The sequence below is a fragment of the Caulobacter vibrioides OR37 genome (genome assembly GCF_000372645.1).
Taxonomy (GTDB): Bacteria; Pseudomonadota; Alphaproteobacteria; order Caulobacterales; family Caulobacteraceae; genus Caulobacter; species Caulobacter vibrioides_E.
Genome location: NZ_APMP01000014.1, coordinates 1 through 12,647, shown reverse-complemented (window position 1 = coordinate 12,647; position 12,647 = coordinate 1). Strand labels below are relative to the sequence as shown.

General features: G+C 67.4%; 11 protein-coding genes and 1 tRNA gene. 3 read left to right on the top strand and 9 right to left on the bottom strand.

The genetic code is table 11. From position 1 onward, the window contains the following. From OR37_RS11830 to OR37_RS11820, 3 genes are all read right to left on the bottom strand, one after another. A complete protein-coding gene (locus OR37_RS11830; RefSeq protein WP_004620008.1) occupies positions 1 to 1,308 on the bottom strand; it encodes a DUF3667 domain-containing protein in 1,308 nt (435 codons plus the stop codon). A 107-nt stretch (positions 1,309 to 1,415) separates the two neighbouring features. After that, complete coding sequence (locus tag OR37_RS11825; RefSeq protein WP_004620007.1) at positions 1,416 to 2,255, bottom strand: enoyl-CoA hydratase-related protein; 840 nt, start codon at positions 2,253 to 2,255, stop codon at positions 1,416 to 1,418. Between the two features lie 22 nt (positions 2,256 to 2,277). Then, positions 2,278 to 3,870, bottom strand: a complete 1,593-nt coding sequence (locus OR37_RS11820) for a carboxyl transferase domain-containing protein (RefSeq protein WP_004620004.1) — start codon at positions 3,868 to 3,870, stop codon at positions 2,278 to 2,280. A gap of 169 nt (positions 3,871 to 4,039) precedes the next feature. Here OR37_RS11820 and OR37_RS11815 point away from each other — a divergent pair, with 169 nt between their 5' ends. Beyond that, positions 4,040 to 5,806 (top strand): patatin-like phospholipase family protein, encoded by a 1,767-nt coding sequence (locus tag OR37_RS11815; RefSeq protein WP_004620002.1) that lies wholly within the window; start codon positions 4,040 to 4,042, stop codon positions 5,804 to 5,806. A 4-nt stretch (positions 5,807 to 5,810) separates the two neighbouring features. Here OR37_RS11815 and OR37_RS11810 read toward each other — a convergent pair whose 3' ends face one another. After that, positions 5,811 to 6,584 carry a methyltransferase domain-containing protein gene (locus OR37_RS11810; RefSeq protein ID WP_004620001.1) on the bottom strand — a complete coding sequence of 258 codons (774 nt, stop codon included), beginning with the start codon at positions 6,582 to 6,584 and terminating at the stop codon, positions 5,811 to 5,813. Positions 6,585 to 6,950: 366 nt separating this feature from the next. On the opposite strand from OR37_RS11810, the gene OR37_RS21435 reads away from it, so the two are divergent. Continuing rightward, complete coding sequence (locus OR37_RS21435) at positions 6,951 to 7,037, top strand: hypothetical protein (protein WP_106404377.1); 87 nt, start codon at positions 6,951 to 6,953, stop codon at positions 7,035 to 7,037. A 109-nt stretch (positions 7,038 to 7,146) separates the two neighbouring features. On the opposite strand, the gene OR37_RS11805 is transcribed toward OR37_RS21435, so the two are convergent. The 5 genes from OR37_RS11805 to OR37_RS11785 all read right to left on the bottom strand — a co-directional run bounded on the left by OR37_RS11805 (position 7,147) and on the right by OR37_RS11785 (position 11,818). Further along, a complete protein-coding gene (locus tag OR37_RS11805) occupies positions 7,147 to 8,307 on the bottom strand; it encodes an isovaleryl-CoA dehydrogenase (protein WP_004620000.1) in 1,161 nt (386 codons plus the stop codon). A gap of 84 nt (positions 8,308 to 8,391) precedes the next feature. Beyond that, positions 8,392 to 9,681, bottom strand: a complete 1,290-nt coding sequence (gene spmX / locus OR37_RS11800) for a lysozyme-family localization factor SpmX (protein WP_004619999.1) — start codon at positions 9,679 to 9,681, stop codon at positions 8,392 to 8,394. A 117-nt stretch (positions 9,682 to 9,798) separates the two neighbouring features. After that, a complete protein-coding gene (mgtE, locus tag OR37_RS11795; protein ID WP_004619998.1) occupies positions 9,799 to 11,241 on the bottom strand; it encodes a magnesium transporter in 1,443 nt (480 codons plus the stop codon). 154 nt (positions 11,242 to 11,395) lie between these two features. Next, a tRNA-Leu gene (locus OR37_RS11790) sits at positions 11,396 to 11,480 on the bottom strand. Between the two features lie 86 nt (positions 11,481 to 11,566). After that, complete coding sequence (locus OR37_RS11785) at positions 11,567 to 11,818, bottom strand: FliM/FliN family flagellar motor switch protein (protein WP_004619996.1); 252 nt, start codon at positions 11,816 to 11,818, stop codon at positions 11,567 to 11,569. 73 nt (positions 11,819 to 11,891) lie between these two features. Here OR37_RS11785 and lipB point away from each other — a divergent pair, with 73 nt between their 5' ends. Further along, positions 11,892 to 12,617: a lipoyl(octanoyl) transferase LipB gene (lipB, locus tag OR37_RS11780; protein ID WP_035017323.1), complete on the top strand. Its 726-nt coding sequence runs from the start codon at positions 11,892 to 11,894 to the stop codon at positions 12,615 to 12,617. The last annotated feature ends 30 nt before the right edge of the window (positions 12,618 to 12,647 follow it).

Below are 12,647 nucleotides of genomic sequence, written 5' to 3'. Positions count from 1 at the left end.
CTACAACTGGGAAAGGGAAAAGAGCATCAGACCCGCCAGCAGAACGCCGAAGGACGTCACGCCGATCGTCCAGATGACCCAGGTCTTGAGCAGCGCCCCGATGATGCTCGAGCCATAGCCGCCGCGAAGGGTCTGGAAGAGGTTGATCGGCCCCCACAGGCCGGCGACCACGAAGGCGATCGGCCAGGCCGACCGCGGCAGCACCATACAGACCGCATAGACCAGGAACGAAAACGACAACAGGTTCGTGGCCACCAGCAGATGGTCATAGATGAAGTACTGGCGCTTGTTCACATAGACGAGCGCGAGGCTAAGGCCCGTGATTGGCAACAGCAGCACCGCCAGCCGATGCGCCCAGCCGAACATCACCATCAGGAAATATTCCGGATTGGCGACGGCCTTGGCGACGTTTTCCTTCCACTTGTTCTTGAGGGAGTCCGTCTCAGCGGCCTGCTCGCCCTTGCCGGCCGAGTTGGGCGCGGCCGTCTCGGCGTTGGGCGCGATGACCACCGTATGTTGCCCCGGGATCTGAGCGTCGGCGATCTTGTTGGCGCCCGCCTCGATCGTATCCGGCGTGGCGAGGTCCAGTCCCCGGATCTGCTCGGCGACCACCGCGCCGCGGCCGTGAAGCTTGGCCAGCGCTTCCTCGCCGGCCTTGGGGTTCTTCTCCAGCGCATCGGCCATGCTCAATTCTTGGCCATAGCGCGCCTCGGCCTTGCGGGCCGTGTCATTATAGGTCGCGAGGATCTCGTCCTTCTTCGCGCCCTCTTCCTTCAGGTCGTCGTCGCGCGTCTCGGCCGCGTCGGCCAGCCGCTCGTCGCGACCTTCCTTGGCCTCCTTGCGCATCTCGTCGGCCTTGGCCTTGCGGCCCTCGGGCGTCGCCAGGGCGGCGGCTTCCTTCTCTTCCTTGAGCTCCTGCTCATGGCGAATGCCATGGATCGCGTGCTCGGCGGCGAAGATGAACAGCAGCAGCGAGACCAGGAAGGTCCGGAACGGCGGCACGTGCCGGACGATCCGACCTTCCATGTAGTCCTTGGCCAGCTTGCCCGGCTTGAAGAATAGCAGCGGCAAGGTGCTGGCCAGGCGGCCGTCGAGGTGGAACAGACCCTCGATGACCTCCCAGATCAGATGCAGGATCGAGCGGTGATGGGTGTCGGCGTTCTGGCCGCACTCATGGCACCACCATCCCTCCAAGGCCGCGCCGCAATTCTTGCAGGGCTCGCCCTTGTGAGTGAACGGATGTTTCTTGGGACGGACGAAGCTCGTGGCCGAGTCCGCCGCCGCCGTATCCAGATCCGCCGCAGTCATGCCGTTCCCCCAAACCCGACCGCGAGGCCGGGATTTCCCCCAGGTTTCGAGCCTTGGGAACGCCGAAGCCGCGTGCTTTCGACGTTCCGCCCCGCTCAGGATGAAGCCTATTCAGACCACGACGGCTTGCGGCGCGCCAGAAAGGCTCGCACGCCTTCCTGACCTTCTTCCGACACCCGCCGGCGAGCGATGCGGCGCGCGCTCTCCTCGATCAGGCCTTTGTCGATTTTCTGGCCAGCGAAGTCGTTGACCAGCGCCTTGGCGTCACCGATCGCGCCGGGCGCGCACGGCGCCATCTCCTCGATCAGCGCGTCGCGCGCGACCTCAAGGCTGGCGACGTCCTCGAAGACCTCGTCGACCAGGCCGTAGCCCCAGGCGTCGTCGGCGTCGAACACCCGACCCGTGGCGAACAGCAGCTTGGCCGTGCGCGGCCCCAGGGCCTGGATGACGTAGGGGCTGATGGTCGCCGGGGTCAGGCCCAGCTTGACTTCCGAGAACGAGAACTTGGCGTCGACCAGGGCGATGGCGTGATCGCAGGCGGCCACTAGCCCAGCGCCGCCGCCGAAGGCCGGACCTTCGACCAGGGCCACGGTCAGGGCCGGAATATCGTGCAGCGCCTTGAGCATGTGGGCCAGCTCCAGGGCGTCCTGGCGGTTGTCGTCCTCGTCCCACTCGATGGCGTCGCCCATCCAGGCCAGGTCGGCTCCGGCGCTGAACACGCCGCCGACGCCGCGCAGGAACACGATCCGCACGCCCTCGGCCCCGTGCAGGGTCTCGAAGGCCTGGCGGAGCGCCGCGATGGTCTCGGCGTCGAAGGCGTTCCTCTTGTCGGGCCGGTTGATCCAGACGGTGACCGCGCCTTCCGGCGTGCTTTCCACATGGACCAGCGGGCTCATCGTATCGGTGTCGGCGACCTCGACGATGGGATCGGCGATGGGATTGGTCATGGGCGGGGGTCCTTCCGTGGAGCTACATCCGGAAAACGCCGAAAGTCGTTTCGGGGATCGGAGCGTTGAGGCTGGCCGAGATGGCCAGACCCAGCACGTCCCGGGTTTGAGCCGGATCAATGATTCCGTCGTCCCAGAGGCGCGCCGTGGCGTGATAGGGATTGCCCTCGTCCTCGTAGCGCTGTCGGATCGGCGCCTTGAAGGCTTCCGCCTCCTCGGGAGTCCACTTGGCGGCGTCGCGGTGGACGGTGGCCAATACGCTGGCCGCCTGCTCGCCGCCCATCACCGAGATGCGGCTGTTGGGCCAGGTGAACAGAAAACGCGGGCTGTAGGCGCGGCCGCACATGCCGTAGTTGCCAGCCCCGAAGCTGCCGCCGATCAGCACCGTGAACTTTGGGACCTCGGCCGAGGCCACGGCCGTGACCAGCTTGGCCCCGTCCTTGGCGATGCCGCCGGCCTCGTACTTGCCGCCGACCATGAAGCCCGAGATGTTCTGCAGGAACACCAGCGGAATCTTGCGCTTGCAGGCGAGTTCTATGAAGTGCGCGCCCTTGACGGCGCTCTCGCTGAACAGCACGCCGTTGTTGGCCAGGATGGCCACGGGCTGGCCCCAGATGCGGGCGAAGCCGCAGACCAGGGTCGTGCCGTATAGCGCCTTGAACTCGTCGAACTGGCTGCCGTCGACGATGCGAGCGATGACCTCGCGCACGTCGTAGGGCGCGCGAACGTCTGTCGGCACGATGCCATACAGCTCCTCGGGGTCGTACAGCGGCGGCTCGGGATCGGCGAGGACCAGGGGCTCGGGCTTGGTGGTGTTCAGATTGGCGACGATCGAGCGGACGATCTCCAGCGCGTGCTCGTCGTTCTCGGCCACATGATCGACCACGCCCGACCGGCGGCCGTGGGTCTCGGCCCCGCCCAGTTCCTCGGCGCTGATCACCTCGCCCGTGGCGGCCTTCACCAGCGGCGGGCCCGCCAGGAAGATGGTGCCTTGATTGCGGACGATCACCGTCTCGTCGCTCATGGCCGGCACATAGGCGCCGCCGGCGGTGCACGAGCCCATGACGCAGGCGATCTGGGCGATGCCCGCCGCGCTCATCCGCGCCTGGTTGAAGAAGATGCGGCCGAAGTGGTCGCGGTCAGGGAAGACCTCGGCCTGATGCGGCAGGTTCGCGCCGCCGCTGTCGACCAGATAGACGCACGGCAAGCGGTTCTGCTGCGCGATCTCCTGGGCGCGCAGGTGCTTCTTGACCGTCATCGGGAAGTAGGCGCCGCCCTTCACCGTGGCGTCGTTGGCGACGATCATCACCTCCCGGCCCGACACCCGGCCGACGCCGCAGATGATCCCCGCCCCCGGCGCCTCGCCGTCATAGAGGTCGCAGGCGGCCAGCTGGCCGATCTCCAGGAAGGGCGAACCCGGATCCAGCAGACGCTCGACCCGCTGACGCGGCAGCAGCTTGCCGCGCGCCGAATGGCGCTCGCGGGCGCTTTCGTGGCCGCCCAGCGCGGCCTGGGCGACCTTCGCGCGCAGATCCGCCACCAGGGCCCGGTTGTGCGCGGCGTTGCGGGCGAAGGTTTCGCCGGACGCGTCGATAACGGAGTGCAACTTCGGCATGACCGACGCTTAGCCTTTTCCACCCAATCCAGGAAGTGTGAGTTTTTGGACCCTTACCACGAAGATTCAGGGCCAAAACCGTTCTCGACCATTTTGGGTTGGCGATCAACAATTGCGCCGCAACGCTCCCCCGTGGTCAAGCCTTGCGCTTCACGCTAGCGTCCGGCGCGTGGAAACCTCGCTGAACGACGATACGGCCCTCGCGCGCCTGTTCGCCAAGCAATGGCGCGAGGGCGCGGCGGCGTGGTTCTCGCTGCCCGGCGGGGCGACACTGTTTGAACCAGGGGACGCCGCCGACCAGCTTTTCTTCCTCAAGACCGGTCGCCTGGGAGCCTTTCGCCGCGACGAGGGCCAGGAGCCGCTGTTCCTGGGCGTGATCCGTCCTGGCGAGCCCGCGGGCGAGATGGCGCTGGTCGATGGCACGGTTCACTCGGCGGAGATGGTGGCGCTGCGCGACAGCGAGGTGCTGGCCCTTCCCCGGCGCGCCTTCTTCGCCGCCGCCGAGGACGATCCGAGCGTGATGCTGGAACTGTCGCGGCTGATGCTTCGCCGCGCCCGGCAGGCGCGGTCCCACGCGGCCATCGGCGACCCGTCGGTCTATGGCTTCATCGCCGTGGAGCCCGGCGCGGCGATCCGGCCGATCGTCGAGCGCCTGGCCCGCTGCATCGAGGCCCTGGGCTATTCGGTCACCGTCGAGGGCGGCGAGTCGGCCCACGCGCCGACCGAGTGGTTCAGCAATGTCGAACGCGGCCACGACTTCGTGCTCTATGTCGCCGAAGCCGACGAGACCGCCTGGAAGCATATCGTCGGCCGTCAGGTCGACCGCCTGTTCCGCGTCGGACGGGGCGACCGTCCGCCGCCATCTCAGGCGCCGACCTACGCCTCTGGCCCATTGCAGGAAAGGCGGCTGGTCGATCTGATCCTTCTCCAGTCGGCGCGCGCCGAGCGCCCCCAAGGCTCCGAGGCCTGGGTGGCCGCCACCCAGGCCGCGCGTCTCTTCCATCTGCGCGAGAACGGTCTGGCCGACATGCAGCGGCTGGCGCGGGTGATGACCGGCCAGTCGGTGGGTCTGGTCCTCTCGGGCGGCGGGGCCCGCGCCTACGCGCATGTCGGCGCGGTCCAGGCCTTGCGCGAACGCGGCGTGCCGATCGACTTCGTCGGCGGCGCCTCGATGGGCGCCATCGTGGCCGCCGGCATCGCCATGGGCTGGGACGACGGCGAGATGGAGACCCGCATCCGTCGGGCCTTCGTCGACACCAGCCCTTTGGACGACATCGCCTTCCCGCTGATCGCCATGACGCGCGGCGAAAAGGTCGACCAGCGCCTCGCCGAGCATTTCGCCGAGGTCGAGATCAGCGATCTGTGGCTGCCGTTCTTCTGCGTCTCGTCGAACCTGACCTCGGGAACCTATCAGTTGCACCGGACCGGCGGGCTGCGGAACGCGCTGCGGGCGTCGATCTCGCTGCCGGGCGTGCTGCCGCCGGCCACCGACCATGGCCAGGTGCTGGTCGACGGCGCCGTGATGAAGAATTTCCCCGCCGATGTGATGCGATCGTTCCAGCTGGGCCCCATCGTCGGCGTCGACGTCACGCGAGGCCGCAGCATCACCAGCGATGACGTCTATCGCCCGCCTTCGATCTGGAGCTGGATCGCCTCGGGCGACTGGCGCAAGGGGCCGCCGATCGTGGCGCTGCTGATGCGAGCAGCGACCGTCACCACCGGCCGCGACCTGGCCGCTTCGCGCGAGGCCAGCGACGTGCTGATCACCCCCAAGCTGGAAGGCATCGATATTCGCGACTGGCGCGCCTTCGAGCCGGCGGTGAAAGCCGGCTATGTCGCCGCCAGCCTGACGCTGGACGCTTTGAACCGCCCGGTGGCCAGCCTGCGGCGCCGTCCAAGCCTGGCTGAGCAGCGGGCCGGCCCGGCGACGGGGTGACCCCTCAGCCCTTGCGCGCCAGGATGAACAACCGCTTGAACGGAAACAGCGTCACCCCGTCCTCGCGACGCGGATAGTCGCGCGAAAGACGCGCCCGCCAGGCGTCGAGGAAGGCTGGCTTCTCGTCGTCCGGCAAGGCATCGAGATAGGGGCGCAGGGTGGTGCCCATGGTCCAGTCGACGATCGGATCCTGGCCGTGCAAGGCGTGCAGATAGGTGGTCGTCCAGATATCGATCTCCGGACAGCTGGGCGCCAACCAACCGTAGTAGTCGGCCGGATCGTGCGCGGCGCGCACGCCTTCGATCCCGGAAAAGCGCTTGGCCCACGGCCCCGATGCGGCGATCTCGGCCAGACTGGCGCGCCAGCCCAGTCCGTCGACCACCGGCATCTGAGCGGCCAGCACGCCGCCCTCCGCCAGGGCCGCGACGAGGCGCGGGATCAGCACCGGGTGATCGTCCACCCACTGCAGGGCCGCGTTCGAGAAGATCAGGTCCGCCGGCGTTTCGGGCGCGAAGCCGGCCAGGTCGCCCAGCACCCATTCGACTCGCGCCGAAAGCCTCTTCGCCCGCTCCAGCATCTCGGGACTGGAATCGAGCCCCCGCACGCGCGCTTCGGGATGGCGAGCGGCCAGCAGCGCGGCCTGCTCGCCAAGGCCGCAGCCCAGATCCCAGATCTCGCGAGGCTTCAGGTCCCCAGGGATCGCGGTCAGCAGGTCCAGAGCCGGCCGTTCCCGGTAGCGACGATAGAGGGCGTAGACGTCAGGATCCCAAGTGGCCATTCGCTCTTCTCCCCGACGCGACAATTCGCGCGTCGCAACCTAGCGGTTCTCAAGGAATTCTTCTCTCAGGCGAGAATTCGTCATACGCTTTGATTCAGGCCTCCGACAGAGGGGCCATCGGGAAGGACTCACGCGGAAATGCCCACAACGCGGTTTCACCCAAGGTATGGTTCGACGCCGGTCACGCGTCGGTTCAGCCTGCATCGTCCCATAGCGCTCGGCGCGGCTGTGGCGCTATGGGCCGCCATCATCATCGCCTTCCGCCTGCTGACGATTTGAGCCCGCCCGGCGCGACACCGCGTCGCGGTCGGTTTCCCCTTTTCAAGCGAGAAAACAGGCCCATATTCTCCTGGTATTGTTCAACTACTGAAAGGAGGTGATCCAGTGTCTCATTGTCTCCAACCGCGGTCGCAAGTCGTGACCTGGAGCCTGACGAGCGAGGTCTCCGCCTAAGGCGTTGAGCGCCAGAGGTTTCAAGTCACACGCTGCGAAAGTGGCCACGACGATGGAAGGGCCGTCCCGAGCGATCGGGTCGGCCCTTTTTCATGGCGCTCGTCGGGCTTCAGGCGCCGATCAGCTCCCGGCCGATCAGGTAACGGCGGATTTCGTTGGTGCCGGCGCCAATGTCGTAGAGCTTGGCGTCACGCAGCAGGCGCTCGACCGGCCATTCCTTGGTGTAGCCCGCCCCTCCCAGGGCCTGGATGGCTTCCAACGACACCTTCACGGCGTTCTCGGACGCCATCAAGATCGCGCCGGCCGCGTCGAAGCGCGTCGTCTTGCCCGCGTCACAGGCCCGCGCCACGGCGTAGACATAGGCCCGGGCCGAGTTCAGGGCCACGTACATGTCGGCGATCTTGCCCTGCATCAGCTGGAACGAACCGATCGGCTGGCCGAACTGCTTGCGGTCGCGGACATAGGGCAGGACGATGTCGAGGCAGGCCTGCATGATGCCCAGCGGGCCGGCGCTGAGCACGGCGCGCTCGTAGTCCAGGCCGCTCATCAGCACCCCGACGCCGCCACCGACCGGGCCCATGACGTTCTCTTCGGGGATCTCGCAGTCCTCGAACACCAGCTCGGCGGTGTCCGACCCGCGCATCCCCATTTTGTCCAGCTTCTTGGAGACGCTGAAGCCCTTCATGCCCTTCTCGACCAGGAAGGCGGTGATGCCTCGGCTGCCCTCGCCAGTCTTGGCGTAGACCACCAGGGTGTCGGCGTGCGGGGCGTTGGTGATCCAGAACTTCGTGCCGTTGAGGATATAGCGGTCGCCGCGCTGCTCTGCCCGCAGCTTCATCGAGACCACATCCGATCCGGAACCGGCCTCGGACATGGCCAGCGAACCGACGTGCTCGCCGCTGATCAGCTTGGGAAGGTAACGCTTCTTCTGCTCGGGCGTCGCCCAGCGGCGGATCTGGTTGACGCAGAGGTTCGAGTGCGCGCCGTAGCTTAGGCCCACCGAGGCCGAGGCGCGGGAGACCTCCTCCATCGCCACCACGTGCTCGAGATAGCCCAGGCCCAGACCGCCGAACTCTTCCTCGACGGTAATCCCGTGCAAGCCCAGCTCGCCCATCGGGACCCATAGCTCGCGAGGGAAGGCGTTGGTCTCGTCGATACGGGCGGCCAGCGGCGCGATCTTGTCGGCGGCGAAGCGGGCCGTGGTTTCGCGGATCGCGTCGGCCGTGTCACCGAGCGCGAAGTCCATCGAGGGTGCGAAATTGGTGCTCATACGTCCTCCCTTAGCACGAACGCCCGCAAGGCGCTGAACCTTGCGGGCGTTCTTGCTCAAGTTCCCCTAGGGAAGCAAAGAAAACTATTCTTCGTCGCTCGTATCGGGACCGGCGAGGCGGCGAAGCAGAAGATAGGCCGAGACCACGAAGCAGATGGCCCCGACCATGCTGGCGCCATAGCCGAACAGCTTCACATTGCTGTCCGAACCGGCGGCGACGGTCAGGATCCACAGCACCCCGCCGCCAAACAGCGCCAGACCCAGAATGCCCAGGCTGATCAGCAGGCTGTTGTTGCCAAAGCGCGGCTGCTCGGCCTCGACCAAGGGCACGTCCATCGGGCGAAGATCGACCGTGTCGTCGCTGGTCGAGAAGCCGTCGAGATTGAAGACCGACGGACCGCGGCTCGGACCGGAGAACAGGGTCGGTTCGCTCGGCGCCGGCGCGGGCGCGAAGGCCTCGACCGGAGCGGGCTTTTCGACCTCTTCCGCCGGGGGCGGCGTCAGGCGAAACGGCGTGAACTCGACCGGGGTAGGCGCGGGCTCGACGGGGGGCGGCGGCGCCTCCTCGAAAAGCGTGGGCGCGGGTTCGACGGCGGCCGGCTGGACCGGCGCGGGCGGCTCGGGCAGGCCCAGATCGTCCTGACGCGCGGCGGGCTTTGTCGCCGCGGCGGGTTCCTCGTCGGCCAGGATGGCGCCCAGGCGCGCGCTGACGGCGGCGGCCGACTGCTCCGTGGCGGTGGGGCCGTCCTCTTCCGGGACGACGACGTTCAGCGGCAGGCCTTCCTCGCGCTCGGCGACGACGCGGTCGCCCTCGGTGCGGGTGTTGACGGCCATGGGCGTCTGCTTGGGCACCGCGCAGCTGGCGTCATAGTCCACCTTGGGCCGCAGCACCGGGCTGGGCGCGGGCACCCATTCGCCGTTGGCCGGGGTCAGGAACAGGGTCTTCTCGGCGGCGCGACGGCGCACCAGGGCGTCGATGACGATTCGCTCGCCCTCGAAATCGGCCTTGCGCCACATCTCCATCGCGCACGCGGCTTGCAGCAGCGAGCCTTCGTTGATCCGGCGCAGCACGCCCGAGCGCAGGAAGTTGTCGAGCCCGATATTGAAGGCGAAGCAGACCAGGGCGTCGAACTGGTTCTGGTTCAGCGGCGCGTAGGTGTGCTCGTTGACCGAGTGGGCGACCGAGATCAGGTCGTACAGCAGCAGGGCCTCGGCGTCCTTTTCCGAGACCGAGGCGCCCTCGCGAGCGGTCAGGGTGTGGCCATAGCCGACCGTCCAGCGCCCATCGGGCAGCTGCGCGGCCTTCTGACGGTAGCCCTCGAATCTCTTGATGAGATCGACGGCCGTCCGGGTGACCTGATGGCGCGGTTTCATCGCGGAGTTTGACCCAGTTTGAGACAGACGCGGATGCGTTCGCCTGTCTCGGCGCAAGGTCGGCGCCAGTTTCCCGCGTCGAGCGAAGCGGCCCGGAAAAAGCCGCTCCGCTCCAGCTCAGCCCATCAGCAGCGCCGCGATCAGCAGCACCGCCAGGAAGCCCATGAAGTCCGTCAGGAAGGTCACGAAGATCGACGAGGACACGGCCGGGTCGCGTCCCATCTTCTCCAGGGCCAGCGGCGCCAGGATGCCGCCCAGCGCGGCGATGAAGATGTTGACGATCAGCGCCACGCCCACGGTGATCGCCAGACGCCCGTTGTGGTAGAACAGGAACGTCGCCAGGCCCATGACGATGGCCAGCGCCACCCCGTTCATCAGGCCCACCAGCACCTCGCGCACGATGATCCGGCGGGCGTTGGCGGCGGTCAGCTCCTTGCTCGCCAGGGCGCGGACGGCCACGGCCAGGGTCTGGGTGCCGGCGTTGCCGCCCAGGGACGAGACGATCGGCATCAACACGGCCAGGGCCACCAGCTTGGCGATCTGATCCTGGAAGATGGCGATGGCCGAGACGGCGATGGTCTCGGTCACGAGATTGAGCAGCAGCCAAGGCAGCCTCGAGCGGACGATCTCCTGAACGCTGGCGTCGCGGCCGGCGTCGGACACGCCGGCCAGGGCCAGGATGTCCTCCTGGGCCTCGTCGCGGATGACCTCGACGATGTCGTCGACGGTGATCTGCCCCACCAGACGGCCGCCCGGATCGATGACCGGCGCGCTGATCAGGTGGTACTTGTCGAAGATGTAGGCGACCTCTTCCTGGTCCATGCCGACATCGATTTCGGTCGCCGCCTCCATCAGCTCGGCCAGCGGCGTCTCGCGGCGGCTGCGCAGCAGGATGCTGATCGGGATCGCGCCCACCGGCTTGAAGGTCGGATCGACCACGTAGACGTCGAAGAACAGCTCGGGCAGTTGGTCGCCGGCGTCGCGGACGTGATCAATCGTCTGGCCGACGGTCCAGAATTCCGGCGCGGCCAGGAACTCGCGCTGCATCAGGCGGCCGGCGGTCTCGTCCTCGTAGGACAGCGTCGTCTCGATGGCCGCGCGATCGGTCTCGCCCATGGCCGCCAGCACCTGGAAGCGCTTGGTTTCGTCCAGGTCGTCGATGACGTCGGCGGCGTCGTCGGTGTCCAGTTCCTCCAGCGCTCGGGCCAGGGTCACCGACGGCGTGGCCTCCAGCACTTCCTCGCGCAGGTTCTCGTCCATCTCCGAGATGATCTCGCCCAGCGCCTCGGGGTCGAGCAGCGGGATCACGTCCTCGCGGTAGTCGGCGGTCAGGAAGCCCATCAGGTCGGCGACGTCGGCCGGCTCCAGCGCCGTCACCAGCTCGCGCAGGCGCTTCAGGTCGCCGCTGTCGACGGCGTCGATCACCATGTCGACATAGTCGGGATTGAGGGCGTAGTCGTCGCCCAGGGCCAGGTCTTCCAGCTCCTCGGGCGTCTCGGTCTTGGCCAGCGGAATGTCGTCCAGCGCCTCTTTGGTCAGTTCGGCGGTGTCCCGGGTCATGGGGGCCTCCTGAGCTCTTGGAGCGTTGGGTTCGTCGCCGTGGTCCGGTGAGGCGGCCCCGAACGCGAAATCAGGGCGCGAAACCGGGGCCAGAAACGATTAGAGCGCCCCAGACGAGTCGAAAACCCCGGGAGCGCTCTATTTCTTTTCACCTTGGTGCGGTCGAGAAGACTCGAACTTCCACGGGTTGCCCCACAGCGACCTCAACGCTGCGCGTCTACCAATTCCGCCACGACCGCTCATGGTGAGGGGCGGCAGGTAGCAAACTGAATCGGCTTTGGGAAGTCGGAAGTTCGCCGATCGCGAACTTACCCTCCGCGGCGAATTACGCCCCGCCCGCCATGTAGTCATAGACGTCGGCCGCCCGGGTGACCTGGATGGCGATGCGGTCGTCGCTGATCTGGATCTCGCCGCGGGCGATCGGGTGGTTGTTAGCCAGGATCCAGACCTCGTCATTGGTCTTGGCGTCCAGCGGGATCACCGCGCCGCGGCCCATGCGCAGCAGTTGCTGCATGGGGAGGATCGAGCGCCCCAGCAGGACGGAGATCTCGACATTGACGGCGTTGACCTGGCTCACGAAGTAAGGTCCCTGAAACTGAAACGCGCGCGACCGACCAGTCGCCGTGTTTCGATCGCAAGATTAGGGCCACATGCTTGCTCTCCCGTTAAACGCTGAAAATATTGGCCTTCCGACCATGGGCCGCGAAGACGCAGCGCCGGTGGCGTGGGCGGTTTCGACCGACTACGTCCCCTACCCGGCAGCCGTTGCCGCCATGGAGGCCCGCGCCGCCGCCATCGCCGACGGAACGGCGGGCGAGCTGATCTGGCTTCTGGAGCACCCGCCGCTCTATACGGCCGGCGTCTCGGCCAAGGCCTCGGACCTGATCGAGCCGGACCGCTTTCCGGTGTTCGAGAGCGGGCGCGGCGGCCAGTTTACCTATCACGGCCCCGGCCAGCGCGTGGCCTATGTGATGCTGGACCTGACGAAGCGCGGCCGCGACGTGCGCGCCTTCGTCGCGGCCCTGGAGGCCTGGATCATCGACGCCCTGGCCGCCTTCAACGTCACCGGCGAGCTGCGCGACGGCCGCGTCGGCGTCTGGGTCGAGCGCAAGGGCGCGGGCTGGAGCCGCGAGGACAAGATCGCGGCGATCGGCGTGAAGCTGCGCAAGTGGGTCAGCTTCCACGGGATCAGCCTGAACGTGGAGCCGGACCTTGGCCACTTCTCCGGCATCGTGCCCTGCGGCCAGACCGAGCATGGCGTGACCAGCCTGGTGGACCTGGGCCTGCCCGTGACGATGGACGAGGCCGACGCGGCCCTGAGGGCCAGCTTCCAGAGGGTGTTCGGGCCGGTGGAGGACGCGAGCGCGCCGATCTAGAGTCACGGGATTTCATCCTCACGCGGCCAG

What these genes read in the sequence shown, in the direction of transcription:
- OR37_RS11830 (WP_004620008.1), bottom strand. Translation starts at nt 1,308, where the DNA reads ATGACTGCGGCGGATCTGGATACGGCGGCGGCGGACTCGGCCACGAGC.
- OR37_RS11825 (WP_004620007.1), bottom strand. Translation starts at nt 2,255, where the DNA reads ATGACCAATCCCATCGCCGATCCCATCGTCGAGGTCGCCGACACCGAT.
- OR37_RS11820 (WP_004620004.1), bottom strand. Translation starts at nt 3,870, where the DNA reads ATGCCGAAGTTGCACTCCGTTATCGACGCGTCCGGCGAAACCTTCGCC.
- OR37_RS11810 (WP_004620001.1), bottom strand. Translation starts at nt 6,584, where the DNA reads ATGGCCACTTGGGATCCTGACGTCTACGCCCTCTATCGTCGCTACCGG.
- OR37_RS11805 (WP_004620000.1), bottom strand. Translation starts at nt 8,307, where the DNA reads ATGAGCACCAATTTCGCACCCTCGATGGACTTCGCGCTCGGTGACACG.
- spmX (WP_004619999.1), bottom strand. Translation starts at nt 9,681, where the DNA reads ATGAAACCGCGCCATCAGGTCACCCGGACGGCCGTCGATCTCATCAAG.
- mgtE (WP_004619998.1), bottom strand. Translation starts at nt 11,241, where the DNA reads ATGACCCGGGACACCGCCGAACTGACCAAAGAGGCGCTGGACGACATT.
- lipB (WP_035017323.1), top strand. Translation starts at nt 11,892, where the DNA reads ATGCTTGCTCTCCCGTTAAACGCTGAAAATATTGGCCTTCCGACCATG.